Here is a 17699-nt window from a genome sequence, read left to right on the forward strand (position 1 = left end):
GTTTGATCAAGCGGTGGTTCCCGAGGACGTTCGTCCGGTTCTTGCGACAACGGCTCGCTGGCGGGGCCGTACTGCGGGTGCTAGCCGGCCGCGTGCCCGCCGGTGTAACCGCCGGTGCTGTTGTTCGCGGCGGCTGCGCCGCCGTTGGTGGCCGGGTGCTTGTGGTGGTGCTTGCTGCCGGTGCCGTAGCCGGTGTTGTTGTTCGCGGCGGCTGCGCCACTGCCCGTCGTGTGGTGCTTGCTGCCGGTGCCGTAGCCGGTGTTGTTGTTCGCGGCGGCTGCGCCGCCGTTGGTGGTCGGGTGCTTGTGGTGGTGCTTGCTGCCCGCGCCGTAGCCGGTGTTGTTGTTCGCGGCGGCTGCGCCACCGTTGGTGGTCGGGTGCTTGTGGTGATGCTTGGTGCCGTAGCCGTTCATGGCGCTTTGGCGGCAAGGGGCGTGGTCGGGCGTGCCCGGCTTACCAGCCAACGCGGGAGAAGCGGTGACGCCCAGACCGAGCGCCATGGCGCCCAGCGTGGTAGCTACGCGAAGAGATTTCTTCATCTTTAGCCTGCTTTCGCTGTAAGGGCGATTTGTCCGTTTTGTCCAACGAGGCAGACGGGTGGAGCGCTGCGCAGTGTCGCTACGTGTCGCCCCATTGGGGCATATCGCGCCCGCGCCGACGCTGCAGGTGGCCGGCGTGAAAACAATTTGAGATTCCACCAATCCGGCGCGCGGTTCGCTCCGAATCAGGGGTGTAGGTCCCGAAATGAGAGGAACGCATCATGCGCGCAACGAAGTTCACTGCCCTGGCCGCCACGACGGTCTTCGCGATCTCCCTGGCCGCGTGCGGCAGTAACTCCGATGACAGCAGCGGAGACACCGCAGCGGCGGCGCCGATGGCGACCACCGCGCCGACCAGCGTGGCCCCGAGCATGGGGACCAGCATGGTTAACTTCGGTCCGGGCTGCGCGGCGGTGCCGACCGACCCGGCGAACGCGGGCAGCTTCGAGGCGATGGGCAAGGTGCCGGTGGCCACCGCGGCCTCCGGCAACCCGCTGCTGTCGACCCTGGTCGCCGCGGTGAAGAAAGCCGGCCTGGTGGACTCGCTGAACTCGGCCGACGGCATCACCGTCTTCGCGCCGACCAACGACGCCTTCGCCAAGATTCCGAAGGCGACCCTGGACAAGGTCCTCGCCGACAAGAAGACGCTGACCAGCATCCTCACCTACCACGTCGTGAGCGGCAAGCTCACCCCGGCCGACCTCGCCGGCCCCCACAAGACGCTGCAGGGACAGGACCTGACCGTCGCGGGCAGCGGCGAGAGCTTCACCGTCGGCACCGGTAAGGCGTCGGTGATCTGCGGCAACGTGCAGACGGCCAACGCCAACGTCTACATCGTCGACTCCGTCCTGATGCCGAAGAGCTGATGCGGCGCACCCTGCTCGGCGCGATCAGCGGGATCGTCGCGGCGGGCTCCGGGGTCGCGGTCGCGGAACTTCTGGCGGCCGCGACCCGGCCCGGGGCCGGGCCGTTGGTCGCGGTCGGTGGAGCGGTCATCGACGCGACGCCCACGCCATGGAAAGAATTCGCCGTACGGGAACTGGGCACCAACGACAAGCCGGTGCTGCTTGCCGTGATCGGCGTCGTCCTGGCCGGCCTGGCGCTGGCCACCGGCATCGCGGCGACGAGGTGGCGGGCCGCGATCCCGGTCGGCACCGCTCTGCTCGGCGCGGTCGGGGCGGCCGCGGCACTGTCCCGGCCGACAGCGACCCTGCCGGACGCGGTCCCGGCGGTCGTCGGGGCGGCGGTGGCCGGCGTGCTGCTGTGGTGGCTCCTGCGCAAGCCACGGCCGGTGGACACCGGCGTACGGGAAAATGGTGTCGATCGTCGGTTGGTTCTTCGCCTGTCGCTGCTTGCGGCGGGTGCCAGCGTCGTGGAGGGCTCCGCTCTGGCCGTTTCCGGTCAGCGGCAGAATGCGGCCGGGCAGTCCCGGGAGGCCCTTCGGCTTCCCGCCGCGGCCGACCCGGCGAAGCCGCTGCCGGGTGGGATCGGCCGCGACTTCACGACGGGGAACACCGCGTTCTACCGCGTCGACACCGCACTGACCGTGCCGCGCATCGACCCGTCGACGTGGTCGCTGCGGATCCACGGGATGGTCGACCGGGAGATCGAGATGTCCTTCGCCGAGTTGCTGCGACGGCCGCTGATCGAGCGCGACATCACCCTCAACTGCGTGTCCAACGAGGTCGGCGGGCCCTACATCGGGACCGCCCGGTGGCTCGGCGTGCCGCTTGCGGCCCTGCTGCGCGAAGCCGGCGTGCAGAGCGGCGCGGACCAGATCGTGGCCCGCTCCGACGAGGGGATGACGATCGGCACACCGGTGGCCACGGCCCTGGACGGGCGCGACACCATGCTCGCCGTCGGCATGAACGGGGAACCGCTGCCGCTCGAACACGGCTTCCCGGTACGGATGCTTACCCCCGGGCTGTACGGCTACGCGGGCGCCTGCAAGTGGGTGACCGAGATCGAGCTGACCACTTTCGATCGGTTCGACGCGTACTGGGTCAAACGCGGCTGGGGCGTGCAGGGCACCGTGAAGACGGCGTCGCGGATCGACAAGCCGAAGCCGTTCGCGCGGATGACGGCCGGGCCGGTCACCGTGGCCGGCGTCGCCTGGGCGCAGCGCCGCGGTATCGCCGCCGTCGAGGTCAGCGTCGACGGAGGCCCCTGGCAGCCCGCCGAACTGCTCCCGACCGCCTCGATCGACACGTGGGTGCAGTGGCGGTTCACCTGGAAGGCGACCCCGGGACCGCACTCGCTCGCGGTGCGCGCCACCGACAGCAAGGGCGCGGTGCAACCGCAGGATCGGGCTACGCCGTTTCCGGACGGCGCGACCGGCTGGCACACCATCAGCGTCACCGTGAGCTGATCTGATTCCTGACCGGTGGTGCGCCGGGGCTGAAGCCCCGGCGCACGGTGGGGCAACGGTCAGTGGGCGGCGAAGAACAGGAACATGTTGGTCGGGATCGGGCCGACCAAGTGCTTGTTCTTCGCCTTGATCTGGCCGTCGAGGTAGGTCCAGCTCTGGTGCTTCCGGATGGCGCGGTAGGTGGCGGGGTCGGTCACGCCGACCACGCGGACGTCCCACCACTCGGCCTTGCCGCCGTTCCTGGTGCCGATGAAGTGGTCATGGCCCGGCGTGGTGAAGTCTCTCAACGCCGGCATCAGCTTCTCCGGAGTCGCCTTGTAGACCGGATCGAGCGCCGGCGCCAGCCGGGTCATGTCCAGGCTCATCGGGTGATCGACACAGGTGAGCTTGTCCGGGCAGTCCAGCCCCTTGACGGTGAAGCCCAGCGGCACCGTGATGAACAGCGGATCGAAGTGCCTGGCCGGCGCCACCTCGGCCGCGACGCCGGCCTCGCAGCCGGTGGTCGAGGCCGCGGCGATGTGGGTGTCGCAGTAGAAGCCGTGGTGGTAGGTGAAGCCCGACGAGTGGCCGGCGTGGCTGCCCATGGTCATGCCGAACTCGTCCGGCCCGCGCCCGCCGGCCTCGGCGGCGCTGGCGGCCTTGGCGACGAGACCGCCTCCGGCAGCCAGGATCACCGCGGCAGCGGCGACGGGAACAGCCCAGCGCCGTGCCCGTCCAGCCCGCCCGGATCGGCGACGATTGATGTCGAACATGAGGAATCCCCCTCGATGCACGAGCCATCCTCAGTGGTGGCTCTGTCGCAGGGGTTCGAAGCCGTTAAGCCCGCAGATCGCCGTGAAAGGTACATATCATCCGACTGGGTGAGATACCGCATCGTCAGGCGGAAAGAAGCCGGAGTGTGAGCTCGCGACCAATCCCTCGACCGGTCGGCGCCGAATCCCTGCGTATCGGATGCGTGTGCAGGGAGATGGTGACGGCGTGGGACCGGAAGAGGACGGCGCTGCCGGGCAGCAGGCCGGCGACCTGGTGGTGGCCGACCGGTACCGCCTTCTCGCCCTGGCCGGGTCGGGGGGAATGGGACGGGTGTGGCGGGCCCACGACGACCTGCTGGACCGAGAGGTTGCGGTCAAGGAGGTCTTGGCGCCGGCCGCCCTGCCGTACATGGATCGGACCGAGATCCTGCGCAACACCGTCCGCGAGGCACGGGCCGCTGCCCGTCTCGATCATCCCAACGTCATTCGGGTCTTCGACGTGGTCCGCGCGGCCGGCCGGTCCTGGATCGTCATGGAATACGTGCCGTCCCGCTCACTGCACGACATCGTGACCCGCGACGGCCCGCTGACCCACCGGCACGCGGCGCGGATCGGGGCGACCCTGTTGGACGCGCTGGACGCCGCGCACCGCGCCGGCGTGCTGCATCTCGACGTCAAACCGCACAACGTGCTGATCGCCGAGGACGGCCGCGTCGTGCTCACCGACTTCGGCCTGGCCACCATCGTCGCCGTCCCGGCCGGTCGGGCCGAGCCGCTGCTGGGCTCGCCGCACTACATCGCCCCGGAACGGCTACGCGACGGTGTCTCCAGCCGGGAGGCGGACCTGTGGTCGCTGGGCGCCACCCTGTACATGGCGGTGGAGGGCCGAGCGCCGTACGCCCGGCCGCAGGTCGCCGAGTCGCTGGCGGCCCTGCTCCACCAACCTCCTGATCCGCCGCAGCACCCGGGGCCCCTGCACACCGTCATCGCCGGCCTGCTCACCGCCGATCCGAAGCGACGGCTGACCGCAGGCGACGCCCGCCCGGCTTTGCGGGACCTGACCCGCCGGGCCGTCGGTGTCCACGCCGTGCCGGCACCGCGCCGCCCGGCCGACAGCGACGTCCGATTCCGCGCGGCCGCCGCGCCGGCAGTCGCCGCCCTGATCGCGGAACCTGTGGCGAAGCCGGCGCCGGCCCGCTGGCGGGGTCTGCTCGTCGCCGGCATCGCCACGGCCGCCGTGATTCTGGTGGCCGCCGTGGCGGTCCGGATCTACGGCGGTGGCACCGGGACCCCGCCCGCGGCAGCCGCCGTCGCCAGCCCGATGGACGCCTGCTCCACAGCGCAGTCGTCTCCGGTGACGGGTTCCGGCGAGGACGCGCCGGTCTCGCTGCCGGACGGTTGGCTCTGGCACGTCGACGCCGATGGCTTCGCTCTCGCGGTGCCGCGCGGCTGGCATCGCGGTGCCGCCGGCGGTGACGTGTGCTTCAGGGATGCCGATGGTGACCGGTCGTTCACCGTGCAGTCCGCCGGCCCGCTCAACGGCCGACCGCTGCAACGATGGCAAGACGCGGAGCGCAAAGCCCCGCCCGGGTATCGCAGAGTCAGCATGGGACCGCTTCTGATCACTGGGGGAGGCGCCGACTGGGAGTATTCCTGGCAGCCGGCGACCGGTCCGCGCCTGCACACCTATCGGATGCTGCTGGCCGCCGGCGACGACCGTTCGTACGCGCTGACCTGGACCACCCGGGACGCCGACTGGGATCTTGACCGATCCATCCTGCGCACCCTCACTGACGGCTTCCGCGACTCGGCGCGACCGGCAGTCACCTGGACGATCCCCGGCCCACGCCACTGATCTTCACCAGACCCATCCGAGCGATTCTCGGCTCCGAATCGATCGTGACTGAATGTGCACGTTCCCCTCGGCAAGGAGCCCTTGTGAAACTTCCCCGCGCCCTGCTCGCTGTGCCCGCAGCGGCAGTGGTCCTCCTCGCCGTCCCGAGCGCCGCTTTCGCCGATGAGAGCGTCCACGTCAAGCTCGATCCCCTGAACCACTCCGGCGCCTCCGGCACCGCCATCCTGACCGCCATGGCCGACGGCGACCTGAAGATCAGCATCCGGTCGATCGGTCTGGTCCCGAACTCGCCGCACGCGCAGCACCTGCACGGCTCCACCGAGGGCATGGACTTCCACTGCCCGGACATGTCCGCCGACTCCGACGGCAACGGCTATGTCAGCACCGAGGAGGGCATGCCGGACTACGGCAACATCTTCATCTCGCTGACCACCAAGGGGGACACCAGCCCCAAGAGCGGCCTGGCCGTCGATCGGATGCCGGTCGCCGACGCCAAGGGCAACCTGTCCTACGACCGCACGATCCCGGCCGCTGACCTGCCTGCGGGCACGATCGAACACCTCAAAGACCTCCACGTCGTCGAGCACGGGATCGACGCGAACAGGAACGGCAAGTACGACATGGACGGCCTCGGTGAATCCACGCTCGCCAAGTCGGCCGGTCTCAGCGGCATCCCGGAAGAGGCGACCGACCCCGCCGTGTGCGGCATGGTCTCCGGCGCGGCGGTCGGCTCGGTTCCGGTCGGCGGCGTCGCCACCGGTGACGGCAGCACCCGCCATGACTCCATCCCGCTGTACGCGCTCGGCGGCATCGCCCTGTTCGGCGCCGCCGGCGCCCTCGTCGCCCGCCGCCGCCTGAGCTGATCATGACGGACACCGGAACCCCGAAGCCGGCCGGGAACCGCTGGGGGCGCTACGCACTCTCAGCGGCTGTCCTGGTCCTCAGCCTCACCGGCGTTACGGCTCTGGTCAAAGGCGGTCAGGACCAACCGCGCCGGATTCCCCTCGCCGCCGCCGCGTCAGCTCCCGAGACCGCGCTCCCGGCTGCCGGCAATGGTGAGCTGACCAGCGGTCCGCTGATGAGCACGTCGAAACCGACCCGGGTGGTCATCCCCGCCCTCGACGTCGACGTGCCGCTGACCGGCCTCGGTCGGCAGGCCGACGGCACCATGCAGGTGCCCACCGACGCCAGAACCGTCGGCTGGTACACCGGGGCGCCCACCCCGGGCTCACTCGGCCCGGCCGTGCTCGCCGGTCACGTCGACTACCGGAAACAGCCCGGCACTTTCCACCGGCTTACCGACCTCAAGCCCGGCGACTCCATCGACGTCGACCGCGAAGACGGCAGCGTGGCGATGTTCGCCGTTGTCAAGGTCGAGCGTTACGCCAAAGCCGAATTTCCTACCGATGCGGTGTACGGCGCGATCAACCGCGCCGGCCTGCGCCTGATCACCTGCGGCGGCGACTTCGACAGCACCGCCGGGCACTACGAGGACAACATCGTCGTCTACGCCGACCTCACCATGGCTCATCCGGCCGGATAGCCGGTCGGCGCCGAGGTGGCGCACCGCGTCGTAGCGGAGGTGGAACGCGGCGGCGGTGACGATCACGCCGAGGTCGGCAAAGCCTGCCTGACCCTGCGTGGGCAGTCGCCGGGGATCCACTGCATCTCAGTTCCCGTCGTCCCTGGGCGACGTGGGCGGGCAGTGGCGCAGGGCGCTCCAGCCGAGCAGACCGGTGACGTTTTCGATCTTGTCGCCGACGGCGGCCCCGGTGTCGGTGACGTGGTAGGTGTGGAGAGCGCTGTCATGGCCGCTGTTGCGCATCTTGAGGATGTTGACCGCGCGGCCGATCTCGGAGCAGAGCTCGATGTAGCGGATCTGGATCACGTTGTGGAACAGGAACATGAGGCCGGCCAGGGGTTCCTCCATGGGGCCGATGGTTCGGGTTTCACTGGTGACCCAGAGCGAGGCTCCGGCGGTGCGGATGAGGCCGAGGAGGCTGCGAAGGTACGCGGGGAACCGTTCGGCCTCGCGCGCGGTGAAGGCCATCTCGGCCAGGCTGTCGATCACGATCCGGGTGGTGCCGGCCTCGGCCAGCTGGTGACGGGCGACCGAGGAGAGTCCGTCCAGGTCGAGGTTGCCGACCGGTACGTGCGAGATCGTCAGCTTTCCTGCCTCACGCGCAGCGGTGAAGTCCCACCCGAGCCGGTCGGCGATGCCGATCAATTCTTCAGCAGTGTCCTGGAAGCTGATGTAGAGGCACCGTTCGTCGCGGGCCAGTCCGTCGGCGACGAAGTGCAACGAGCCGATCGTCTTGCCGACACCCGAAGGTCCGAACACCAGAGTGGCGTCACCACGCGGTACTCCGCCGCCCAGGAGTGCGTCGAGGCCGCTGATCCCGGTCGATATCCGTTCCTGCTGCGGTGCGACCTCCTCGGGCAGCATCGACTCGATCCTCGGATACACCCGCAGTCCGTCACGGGTGATGTGCACGGTGTGGGTGCCTTGCAGATGGCCGGTGCCGCGCATCTTGACCACCCGTAGCCCGCGCCGGTCGACCGGTTCGCGGGGGCGATAGGACAGTTGCATGATCGCGTCGGCCAGGGTGAACTCGGCGCCGGTCTGTTCCTCCTCGGAGGTGTACTCGCCCAGCAGCAATAGCACTGCTCCGCTGTGTGCGACCTTGCTGCCCAGGTCGTAGAGCGACATCCGCATGTCGTGTTCGGAGACGAAGTCGCGCAGCATCTTGGTGCTGTCGATGGCCACCACCGCGGGCCGGTCGTCGAAGGCTTTGCGGATCACCTCGTCGATCATGGGGCTGAGGTCGTTGCCGGCGCTGTCGCGCAGCAGGTTCCCCAGATGCACGTACTCCACCTGCGGACCCAGCCGTTCCGGGGCGAAGAACGTGAACTCGCGCAGATGCTCGACGAGTTTGGAGTGCGGTTCCGACCACGTCGTGTAGTAGACGGCCTTGTGATCGGCGTTGGCGGCGGCGAAGCAGATCTGCTGCGCCAGGATGGTCTTGCCCGCTCCCGGTGGCCCGGACAGGACGACCATCGATCCGCGTTCGAAGCCGCCACCGAGCACCAGGTCCAGGTCCGCTTGTCCGGTCGACAGGCGCGTCACCTCCCACCACATCCTTTCCGTAGCAGGTCCTCGGCTGCTGCGAGCAGGTCCTGGCTGTGGCATGGTTTGGCCAGTGCGGCGTCGGCTTCGGTTGCCAGCTGCCAGTCGCCGCTGACTGCCAGGACGGGGATCGTCGCCGTCGCCGGATCAGCCCGCAAGCGACGAATGAACTCGACCCCGCCCATCACCGGCATCATCATGTCGGTGACCACCAGATCGGGTGGGGATGTCCGAACGGCCTCCAGCGCGGACGCACCGTCACCCGCCTCGGTCACCTCGTGGCCGGCCCGGCTCAGGATCCGTCGATGCAGAAACCGTAGATCCGGCTCGTCGTCGACCACGAGGACCTTACCCATCGAACCTGTCCGCTCGGCGAGGTGGCGGTGAAGCACCGTCCCTGCGGAGAACGTATCGGCTGATACACCGGAAAACCCGCAGTTTCGGTGGATTCGCCGACAACCCTCAGGATCTGAGTCGGGCTCACCTACGCGCAGCGTTGCTGTGGCGCCGCTGGCTTTATCGAGGTGGCGGTTGAATATTGCTGCAGTAACCGTGCATACGACATGTATGCACAGGGCATGAGCTTTCTGTGGAGGGACGCTCGCGATCGGATGAGGTGGACGCCGACCTGGTCGAGGCGTTCCTGACCGCCAGCCGAGCCCTGGTCGGGGTGGCGGTGCGGTCCTTGAACGCCGGTGACGGGGAGGTCACGCTGCCGCAGCACCGCGCCCTGGTGTTGCTCGCCGCGCACGGCCCGCAGCGCATGGCCGACCTGGCCGCCCTGCTGGGGGTGAACAGTTCCACCGCGACCCGGCAATGCGACCGGCTGCAACGCCACGGTCTGATCCGGCGCAAGCCCTCACCGCAAGACCGCCGCGCCGTGTGCGTGTCGCTGACCGAGGCCGGCCAGGAACTGGTCCGGCAGGTCACCGCGGCCCGCCGCGCCCAGATCAGCGCCATCCTGCAGAACATGCCCCTGCGAAACCGCAAAGACCTGGTCGCAGCGCTGCTCGGGTTCGCCGCAGCGGCCGGCGAAGTCCCGGACCAGAACTGGTCACTGGGCTGGGGCACCGACACCGCCCCCGACCGACCGAGCCCCGCAGCCCCTGTCCCACCCACCCGAGGAACCGTGAAGTGAACTCACTCAACTCCTGGCTGCTCCTGCTGATCTTCGTGGCCTGCGCCGCGGCGATCTGGGTCTCCGGGATCAAACTGTCCAACGCCACCGACGTACTGTCCGAACGCCTGCACCTGGGCACCGCACTCGGCGGAGTCATCCTCCTCGCGATCGCGACCAACCTGCCGGAACTCGCGATCACCGCCAGCGCCGCCCTCTCGCACCAACTCGACGTCGCCGTCGGCAACATCCTCGGCGGCATCGCCCTGCAGACCGTCGTGCTGGTCATCCTGGACGCCGCCGGCGTCCGGCCCCGCAAACCGCTGACCTACCTCGCCGCCTCCCTGACCCTGCTGCTGGAAGGCGCCCTGGTGGTGGCGCTGCTGCTGGTCGTGGTCATGTCCACCCAGTTGCCGCCCTCGTTGATCGCGTTCCGGCTCACCCCCGGTGCCGTCCTCATCGCCGTCCTGTGGGGATTCGGACTGCTGTTGCTGCGCCGCGCAGGCAAGGGGCTGCCCTGGCACGAGGGCGGCGACGCACCCGACACCCAGGAAGGCCCTCAAGGCCACTCCAAAACCACCAAGGAGAACCAGGCCAGCGCCAAGGGCGTCAGTACCGGCCGCGCCGCGACGGTTTTCGGCATCGCGGCGGCGATCACCCTGGTTGCCGGTGTGTTCATCGAACGCAGCGGCGAAGAACTGTTCGGCCGCCTCGGCATGTCCGGCGTCCTGTTCGGCGCCACCGTCCTGGCCGCCGCCACCGCTCTGCCCGAGGTGTCCACCGGGCTCACCTCGACCCGGATGGGCGACTACCAGCTCGCCATCAGTGACATCTTCGGCGGCAACGCGTTCCTGCCCGTGCTGTTCCTGCTCGCCACCGTGCTGTCCGGCCAGGCCGTACTGCCGCGCGCCCATCACAGCGACATCTACCTGACCGCCCTCGGCGGCCTGCTCACCGTCGTGTACATGGTCGGCCTGGTCTTCCGGCCCCAGCGCCAACGACTGCGCATGGGCGCCGACTCCCTCACCGTCCTGATCCTGTACGCCCTCGGCATCGCCGGGCTGGCGTTCATCACCGGCTGATACGCCGGCGAGCCGCCCACGCGCCCCGGAAGCTGAAGGCCTGTTCAAATCGGCGTCGACCGACCAAGGGCTTCGCGCATCGATGGTGGGAAGCCGGCCGTCGGCAACTGGATGTCGTAACAATCTCCGGTTGCCGACGGCCGCGGGCTGCTACCGGAATTCGTGGAAGTCGCTGTAGTGGTCGGGGGAGTACCAGGCCTGCCCGGTGTCGCCGTCGACCACGATCCGGTACGCGTCGCGGTGCGCCCCGCAGTTGCGCGGGTAGACGTCGTATTCCCAGAAGGTGTCACCGTACGGCAACTGCCCGTTGTTGTTGTAGTACTCCCCGCCGGCGTAGCTGCACTTTCCGCTTGACCATGAGTACCAGCCCCGACTGATCGGCCAGCCAAGCTCCGACCAGCCCTCGTAGGCGTTTTCGGCGGCCGTGCAGCCGCTGATCGTGCAGGAGTTCTTGACGGCCGCGGCCGCGGGGGTAGGGGCCAGCGTCGCCGCTGCTGTCGCGGCTGCCAATGCGGCAAGGGGGACAAGGGCCAGTCGAGTGCGACGGGAATGACGAGAGGCTGCGGCCACGATCATCCTCCTCCATGGTCGGGTTGCGGTCGGGCTCCTCTGATCGTTGGGCACATCGGCGACCACGAAGCGTCTCGCCGGCGACAACCGCCAGTCCAGCCCTCGACGTCCCGGTAGCGCAGCGGCCTTCGGCCAGCCGCATGTGCCCGCCCACAGGCCAGACGGATCATCGCGGCCGGCTGGGCCCTGCACGCGTCCCGATGATCCAAGCCGAAGCGATGCTGCACGAGCGCGAACCACCCTTCGGGGACCACTTCCCGAAGCGCACCGACTGCCAGTGGATCCGGGCTGGTCAGCAGGCTGGCTTCCCACCACGGACGGGGGAAGCGGTAACGGCCCTGTCGGATTTGTTTCGTTACAGATGTGCTGCGCCCGGGTACCTGCGTGACTTCGTACCGATGCCGGGTAAGCAGCTCTCCAGGAGGATAGTTCTGTCAGCGATCCACTCTCTCCGCACCGCGATCCACCGGCGAAGCCGCTCGGCAACGAAGCGGCTCAGGCAAGCAGCGGTGCCGGCGGGCGAGGCGGTCCTGGCCGCCACGCTGGCCTGGTTCGTCGCCGGGCATCTCGTCGGCCATCCCACGCCGGTCTTCGCGCCGTCGGCCGCACTGGTCGTGCTCGCCGAGGCCCGCGGGCGCCGGCTGCGCCAAAGCATCGAGATCGTGCTCGGCGTCGCCGCCGGAGTGCTGGTCGCCGATCTGAGTGTCCAGGTCCTCGGGCCGGGAACGGCCACGATCGCCGTCGTTCTCCTGCTGACGGTCGGTCCGATGATCGCCCTGGGGGCCAGCACCACCCTGATCATGCAGGCGGCCATCTCGGCGATCTACCTGGTCGCGGTGGCCGAACCCCGCATCGACGTGATGCAGTGGCGCTGCCTCGACGCGCTGATCGGTGGCACGCTCGCCCTGGCGGTCAGCCAACTGGCCGTCGCTCGCAATCCCCTCGCTCCGTTGGTGCGCGAGGCCCAGCAGACCTTCACCGGCCTGGCCGATCTCCTCGAAACCGTCGATGCGGCGCTGCGCGAGGGCGACCGTGCCGCCGCGGACGACGCCTTGCGTCGGGCCCGGGCGGCCCGCACCAGAGTGGAGCGGTTGGGGATCGAGGTGCTGGCCGCGGCGGAGGCGGTGAAGCTGCGGGTGGGCCGGCGCCGGTATGTGCACCAGGTAGGACAGGTGGAGGCGACCGCCGCGGAACTGGACCGCGTCGTGGACAACATCTGGGTTCTGGCGCGCAACGCCGTCACGCTGATCCGGCTGGACGTCCCGGCGCCAACCGAGCTCAGCCGGGCGTTCGGGGCACTGGCCGCCGCCATCCGGGCCGCGGGGGAGGCCCTGGCCACCGACCTGACCGGCACCGACGATCCGCAGCAGCACGCCAGCCGTGCGGATCACACCGCGCTGGAGGCGGTACGGATCGCCGCCAAACTCCTGGAGTCCGAGCCGGCCCTGCCGCTGACCATGATCATCGGCCAGATCCGGGCCACCGCGATCGACCTGCTGCGCGGGGTCGGCCACGACGACGAGATCCTCGATCGCGTCGACGAGGCCGTCGGACTCACCGCGCCCTGATCTGACACTCTTGCGCGTCGGGCACGTGGCTCGATGCCGGTCGCGACTACGAAGCCGCCCGGAGAACTCCGCCAGCATGATCACCCTCGCGGTGATCGCCAACGTCGCCGAACGCCTCACCGCCGAAATCTCCCCAACCTGGCGATACGGCTAAAGCCATATAGCAACCAGAATGCGTTAATCAGACGTCCTCTCAGCGCGATCTCGGCGACGGCTTGATTCGTCTTTCGCGGACGTCATGCCCTGGCCGTGTCCAGCGGTATCGCGCTGCACGGAGAGAGCCGGTGCAGCGTGTCGGGTTGCCCCCATGATGTCGACAACGGCACGGGTCAGGATCGTCGCCAGCACGACGGCCAGGCCCACCAACACCACGACGCGGGCGGCCAGGGCGTCCGGTACCACATTCGCCAGCACCAGGGCGATGAGTCCGAGTTCGAGCACTGCGGTCGATACGACGGTGATGGTCCAGAGACGGACGCGAGGTTTGGTCCAGAACCGTACACCGGTGTGCGGATCCTCGCGCCGGGTCAGTCGCTGTTGCCGGCGCAGCCTGTCCAGAAACGACGACTCCCAGACGATGGCCAGCATGAGAACAGGGAAGACCTGGGCGAAGGTGGTATAAAAGTCGTTCAGGACCGTCTCCTTCAGCGGCGCGGATGCGGTGGTAGCGGCTACCCGGCCAACTGCTGTACCACCTGCCTGATCGATTGCAGCTTGCGCGGATTCTGCCGGGCCCGTCTGGCACTGATGCCCTCCACCAGGTGATGGGCTTCGGAGATCTCCTGTTCCGCGCGATCAGGGTCCACGGTGGCCAGCAGTGCACCGCAGAGCACCCGCGCCGAGGACAGTTTGAGGTTGTACACCTCTGCATACTGCCCGGCCAATTGCTGGAAGATCTCGACTGCCTCCTCGGCCGCGGAAATGGCGTCGTCGGTACGTCCCACCTGGGCCATCTGAATGGCCAAGTTGTGCAGCGCGGTGGCGTAGTCACCGCGATGCGCGGGGATGCGATCGGCGAGCACCGACCAGATGCGCACTGCACGGGTGATCGTGTCGACCGCTTCCTCCTGGTGCCCGAGTTCGGCGGCGCGCATGCTGTACGTCACCATGGCTGACGCCAGGCCCGCTCGGTGGACGCGGGACTGGTTCGCCGCGCTCTCCCAGATGCGCACCGATTCGCGTGCGGATGCGAACGCCTTCTCCGGATCGCCCGATTCGGAAAGGTAGATGCTGGCGTTCTGCAGCGCGGCTGCGAGTCGGCGAGTGAAACGTGGGGCTTGCTTGTCACCGGCGGAGCGCCAGATCTGGATCGCTTCTTCCAGCGTGGTGTACGCCCCACCGGAATCCCCTTGAGCGCGTTGGCGGGCGGCCAGCGTGGACAGCGACACCGCCAGGTAGGGACGGTAGGTCGGAGCGTTGTGCGCCACCCGGCGCCAGATGCGTTCGGCCTCACGGGCGGCGTCCTCGGCACCGGTCTCGTCACCGTTTTCCGCCAGCCGCAGACTCAAACTGTTGAGGGCGGCGGCTAGTTCCGGCTCGAACGTTTCCGGTTGCAGGGTCGCCAGGCGTCGCCACGCCGACACGGCTTCCTCCGTGGTGGCCAGCGCCTGCCTCAGGTTGCCCATCTCCGACAGTCTCAGCCCCAGGTTGCTCAACGCGATCGCATGGTCGGGGAGGAAGGCGTTGGGATTCCGGGTGGTCAGCGTCCGGCGAATCGATACCGCCTGTAGCGCCATCAGATAGCCATCGGCGTACGCTCCGTTCTCCGACAGGGCCACGGACAGATCTGTCATCGCTGCTGCCAGCTCGTGCCGCGATCGATCGATCGGATGCCGACCGGTGATGCCCTCGGCCCGGCGCACGGCGGCTTGGCACCATTGCAGGGCGTCTTCGTGACGGCCGAGGTTGAGCAGACGCATGCCGTGTGAGCGCTCGATCTCCACCCGCTTCACGAGATGGGCGTATTCCAGCGCCTCGTCCTGTAGCGGGTCGAACGTCGCCAAGGCGCGCTCGCTGGCGGCCAAGGCTTCCTTGCCGAGCAGCATCTCCGACAGGCGATAGCTGAGCAACTTGAAGGTGTCGGCGACCAGGAGATGATCTTGTTCGTTGGTCATCTGCATGTCGGTCACCAGCGTTGCGGCCATGCGTGCTGAGGCCAGGGCGTCCGCGACCTGTCCCGCCTCAGAGAGCCCGATGCCGATGCGGTTCAACAGCCGCACGGCTCTCGGCCGATCGGAGGGTTCGCTTCCGATGCCCGTGGTCTCCCAGGCGTTCGTGAGCTGCTGTACGACGGTCATCGCGGCCGGCGGGTGGGTGCGGGCCAAGCTGTCGATGGTGCTGTCCAACGCTAGCAAGCTGTGCACCGGGCAGGAACGCAGCAGCAGCGTGATGTGCTCGCGTATCCGCGAGGTCTTGGGGTTCGCGACGGCGACCTCCACGGCGGCTGCTACCACCCGGTCGGGATCGGCGCGGATCAGTTCGCCCATGTCGGCGATGAACCGGGCTGGCGGCGCCGTCTCCTGGTGCAGCAGCAGACTGCTCAGCAGGGTGACCGCCCGTGCCGAGGCGTGCCGGCGGTCACGCGCGAGAGTTTGCATGATCCACTGCAGGGTGTGCGGGTGGGGGGAGGTGAGCAGCAGGTCTTCGAGAAGACGTTCCCGCAGCAGGGAGGGCTCGAAGTCGTGCGATCTCGGCCCCGCGTCGGGGTACAGCTCGGCGAGTAGCCGGGCGAGACCGTCTACGTGGAGAAGGCTGTTCTCGATGCGGTACGGCAGCGTGACGGCCAGATCGGTGTCGCGGCGCGGTGTGAGCCAGGCGACGAGAAGGAGCAGGTCGACGGCTGCAGGATCGTCGGGCAAGGTGACATGACGTACAGCAGCGCTCTTGGTCAGATGCCGCCGTTCCAGCGTGAGGAGCGCATCGATCGGATCCGCTAGGCGCAGGAGTTCTGCGGGGCCGGGCGTGCGAGTGGGCCCCAGGGCTGCTACCACTCCGCTGGTCTGGGCGTGAAGCATCGATGTCGACCGGTCGAGCGCGACGGGCGTCGGTGCCCGCTCGACGGCGACCTCCCGGCCCAATCCGGCAGTGACGGCGCTGAAAGCGGCCCGGGCCATTTCCGTCGCATACTCGGCGGTCAGGTGCCTGAACCAGATCGGGTGGGGATCCAGCAGTTCCGCCCCGGGTCCGCGCACGGTCAGGTGTTCCCACCAGACGGCTGCGCTGCGTGCGATCAGCAGTATCCGCAGAGGCGTGTCCCCCTGCTCGGAGAGCGCCTCCATCACCCGGCGGATGCTGCTGGGTGAGCGGTCCGCATTGTCGACGATGATCAGGCAAGGCTTGGTGCACTGGCCGATGGACTGGCCGACGACCTCGATCGCCTCGTACGGTTCCTCCAGCAGATGCACGATCCAGCCATGGGGCTGCAGCTCCTGCTGGAGCTCCAGTGCTGTGCGGGTCTTGCCGGTTCCCGCTGGGCCGGCGAGAAGTCGCACCCGCGGCTCGATGCCCGGCTCCTCGGTGCACCAGGTCACCAGGTCCAGGAATTCTCGTCGTTTTCGGAAATCGACCATCCGGCGTCGTGGATCGATCCAGGAGGATGGCGGGGGCGGCAGTGGGGGCACCATCATGTCAATCACCTTCACGGGGCAGGATGTTGATGTCGATGGACGTCTCCTCTTCGAGGCGCAAGGCTGCGATGGTGCGGACGACCTCGGGCATCTGATCCGGGGTGATGTTGATATGGATTTTGGGAGCGGTGCCGCCGGGAACCTGACCACCCTCACGTTGTGTGGGTACCCTAAGTCCCAATGGTGGGGGACCACCCTCCGGATCCACAAGGCAGCGGTCAAGTTTGCTGCAGAACCACGTGAAGATGTCACTCCCCGGTGATCGCGGCTTGACAATCGACGTGTGGCTGCCTCGCACGTATGTGCACTGTGATGCAGGCACACCGAGGCGGGAGCTCATTTTGTCGACCAATCGGTCCAGGGTGGCGGAAGCGCTGAACGTCGGTAACCAGATCTTGTGGTGGTCGCTTGGCGGGCGGCCGTTCATTTCGACCCGGTCGGCGAATGTTCGGTGCAGGCCGCCCACATAGTCGGAGTGCGCGCGCAGCACCTTTCCGTCGACGGTCCAGCTCAACGGCCATCGCACCCGCAGCGATCCGGCCAGCGGCGTGGCCAGCAGGAAGAGGCCGCTGATGCGGTCGATGGCCGGCTGCGGGTCGTCACCGGTGAGGCGGTCCTCGAGCAGCTCCCGCACCGCGCCCATGCACAACAGGCCACCCATGCTGTGGCCGACCAGGACGATGCGGTGATATTCGAGCATTCTCAGCTGACTGGCGAAATGCTGTGCCTGTGCACCCAGATCAACCATGTCGCGTCGTGCATAGCGTTTGATCCCACTGGTGTACCCGTACAATCCGACGTCCAGATCGGTGCGCGCCTGCAGTAGAAATTCCGGGAAGTTCTCCCAGGTCTTGTAGCGATGTCCGTTGAGGCCATGAGCAAAAAGCACGAGGGAGGTGGGGACCTTGTCGGACAGGCCGTGGACGAACACCCCGTGTTCGTCGTCGAGTGCAGAGTCGACGACCCGTTGGAAGGTCTCGCCGGAGACGCGGTGAACCATGTGCCTTCCAACCAGATCATCGAGCGTTTGCTGCACGCCACCCGCGCGGGACAGGTTCCCGCGCCGGGGGGTTACCGTAGGCGCCGCCAAGTCGG

16 protein-coding genes are annotated in these 17699 nt (G+C 68.3%); 8 read left to right on the forward strand and 8 right to left on the reverse strand.

What is annotated here, in order from left to right; translation table 11 throughout:
* Positions 1–80: 80 nt before the first annotated feature.
* A complete protein-coding gene (locus ACSP50_RS16830) occupies positions 81–500 on the reverse strand; it encodes a hypothetical protein (RefSeq protein WP_155123523.1) in 420 nt (139 codons plus the stop codon).
* A 260-nt stretch (positions 501–760) separates the two neighbouring features.
* On the opposite strand from ACSP50_RS16830, the gene ACSP50_RS16835 reads away from it, so the two are divergent.
* Complete coding sequence (locus tag ACSP50_RS16835) at positions 761–1405, forward strand: fasciclin domain-containing protein (RefSeq protein ID WP_014690437.1); 645 nt, start codon at positions 761–763, stop codon at positions 1403–1405.
* Positions 1405–2907, forward strand: a complete 1503-nt coding sequence (locus ACSP50_RS16840) for a molybdopterin-dependent oxidoreductase (RefSeq protein ID WP_014690438.1) — start codon at positions 1405–1407, stop codon at positions 2905–2907. The genes ACSP50_RS16835 and ACSP50_RS16840 overlap by 1 nt, the downstream gene beginning before the upstream one ends.
* Positions 2908–2966: 59 nt before the next feature.
* Here the strand turns inward: ACSP50_RS16840 and ACSP50_RS16845 are convergent, their stop codons facing one another.
* Positions 2967–3659 (reverse strand): hypothetical protein, encoded by a 693-nt coding sequence (locus ACSP50_RS16845; protein WP_014690439.1) that lies wholly within the window; start codon positions 3657–3659, stop codon positions 2967–2969.
* A 226-nt stretch (positions 3660–3885) separates the two neighbouring features.
* Between ACSP50_RS16845 and ACSP50_RS16850 the strand changes: the two genes are divergently transcribed.
* The 3 genes from ACSP50_RS16850 to ACSP50_RS16860 all read left to right on the forward strand — a co-directional run bounded on the left by ACSP50_RS16850 (position 3886) and on the right by ACSP50_RS16860 (position 7057).
* A complete protein-coding gene (locus tag ACSP50_RS16850) occupies positions 3886–5514 on the forward strand; it encodes a serine/threonine-protein kinase (protein WP_014690440.1) in 1629 nt (542 codons plus the stop codon).
* A gap of 83 nt (positions 5515–5597) precedes the next feature.
* Positions 5598–6377, forward strand: a complete 780-nt coding sequence (locus tag ACSP50_RS16855; protein ID WP_014690441.1) for a hypothetical protein — start codon at positions 5598–5600, stop codon at positions 6375–6377.
* A 2-nt stretch (positions 6378–6379) separates the two neighbouring features.
* On the forward strand, positions 6380–7057 hold the full coding sequence (locus tag ACSP50_RS16860; RefSeq protein ID WP_014690442.1) for a class F sortase: 678 nt from the start codon (positions 6380–6382) through the stop codon (positions 7055–7057).
* Positions 7058–7183: 126 nt separating this feature from the next.
* Here the strand turns inward: ACSP50_RS16860 and ACSP50_RS16865 are convergent, their stop codons facing one another.
* The gene (locus ACSP50_RS16865; protein WP_099344099.1) at positions 7184–8641 is read right to left on the reverse strand and encodes an ATPase domain-containing protein; all 1458 of its coding nucleotides are present in this window, start codon (positions 8639–8641) and stop codon (positions 7184–7186) included.
* Entirely contained in the window at positions 8638–8982 is a 345-nt protein-coding gene (locus ACSP50_RS16870) for a response regulator (RefSeq protein WP_231956949.1), read from the reverse strand. Before ACSP50_RS16870 ends, ACSP50_RS16865 begins: the two co-directional genes overlap by 4 nt.
* A gap of 248 nt (positions 8983–9230) precedes the next feature.
* Here ACSP50_RS16870 and ACSP50_RS16875 point away from each other — a divergent pair, with 248 nt between their 5' ends.
* Entirely contained in the window at positions 9231–9779 is a 549-nt protein-coding gene (locus ACSP50_RS16875; protein ID WP_014690445.1) for a MarR family winged helix-turn-helix transcriptional regulator, read from the forward strand.
* Complete coding sequence (locus ACSP50_RS16880) at positions 9776–10840, forward strand: sodium:calcium antiporter (protein WP_014690446.1); 1065 nt, start codon at positions 9776–9778, stop codon at positions 10838–10840. The genes ACSP50_RS16875 and ACSP50_RS16880 overlap by 4 nt, the downstream gene beginning before the upstream one ends.
* A 150-nt stretch (positions 10841–10990) precedes the next feature.
* On the opposite strand, the gene ACSP50_RS16885 is transcribed toward ACSP50_RS16880, so the two are convergent.
* Entirely contained in the window at positions 10991–11350 is a 360-nt protein-coding gene (locus ACSP50_RS16885; protein WP_231956950.1) for a ribonuclease domain-containing protein, read from the reverse strand.
* Positions 11351–11919: 569 nt separating this feature from the next.
* Between ACSP50_RS16885 and ACSP50_RS16890 the strand changes: the two genes are divergently transcribed.
* Positions 11920–12978 (forward strand): aromatic acid exporter family protein, encoded by a 1059-nt coding sequence (locus tag ACSP50_RS16890; protein ID WP_014690448.1) that lies wholly within the window; start codon positions 11920–11922, stop codon positions 12976–12978.
* A gap of 177 nt (positions 12979–13155) precedes the next feature.
* On the opposite strand, the gene ACSP50_RS16895 is transcribed toward ACSP50_RS16890, so the two are convergent.
* The 3 genes from ACSP50_RS16895 to ACSP50_RS16905 all read right to left on the reverse strand — a co-directional run bounded on the left by ACSP50_RS16895 (position 13156) and on the right by ACSP50_RS16905 (position 17604).
* Positions 13156–13566: a hypothetical protein gene (locus ACSP50_RS16895; protein WP_014690449.1), complete on the reverse strand. Its 411-nt coding sequence runs from the start codon at positions 13564–13566 to the stop codon at positions 13156–13158.
* Between the two features lie 83 nt (positions 13567–13649).
* A complete protein-coding gene (locus ACSP50_RS16900) occupies positions 13650–16619 on the reverse strand; it encodes a tetratricopeptide repeat protein (RefSeq protein ID WP_155123524.1) in 2970 nt (989 codons plus the stop codon).
* Complete coding sequence (locus tag ACSP50_RS16905) at positions 16606–17604, reverse strand: alpha/beta fold hydrolase (protein WP_014690451.1); 999 nt, start codon at positions 17602–17604, stop codon at positions 16606–16608. Before ACSP50_RS16905 ends, ACSP50_RS16900 begins: the two co-directional genes overlap by 14 nt.
* Positions 17605–17699: the final 95 nt, after the last annotated feature.

It is taken from the genome of Actinoplanes sp. SE50/110 (assembly GCF_900119315.1).
Taxonomy (GTDB): Bacteria; Actinomycetota; Actinomycetes; order Mycobacteriales; family Micromonosporaceae; genus Actinoplanes.

Excerpts from the sequence above, each read along its gene's own strand:
- ACSP50_RS16845 (WP_014690439.1), bottom strand. The coding sequence starts at position 3,659 with ATGTTCGACATCAATCGTCGCCGATCCGGGCGGGCTGGACGGGCACGG.
- ACSP50_RS16860 (WP_014690442.1), top strand. The coding sequence starts at position 6,380 with ATGACGGACACCGGAACCCCGAAGCCGGCCGGGAACCGCTGGGGGCGC.
- ACSP50_RS16835 (WP_014690437.1), top strand. The coding sequence starts at position 761 with ATGCGCGCAACGAAGTTCACTGCCCTGGCCGCCACGACGGTCTTCGCG.
- ACSP50_RS16905 (WP_014690451.1), bottom strand. The coding sequence starts at position 17,604 with ATGGTTCACCGCGTCTCCGGCGAGACCTTCCAACGGGTCGTCGACTCT.
- ACSP50_RS16895 (WP_014690449.1), bottom strand. The coding sequence starts at position 13,566 with ATGCTGGCCATCGTCTGGGAGTCGTCGTTTCTGGACAGGCTGCGCCGG.
- ACSP50_RS16840 (WP_014690438.1), top strand. The coding sequence starts at position 1,405 with ATGCGGCGCACCCTGCTCGGCGCGATCAGCGGGATCGTCGCGGCGGGC.
- ACSP50_RS16830 (WP_155123523.1), bottom strand. The coding sequence starts at position 500 with ATGGCGCTCGGTCTGGGCGTCACCGCTTCTCCCGCGTTGGCTGGTAAG.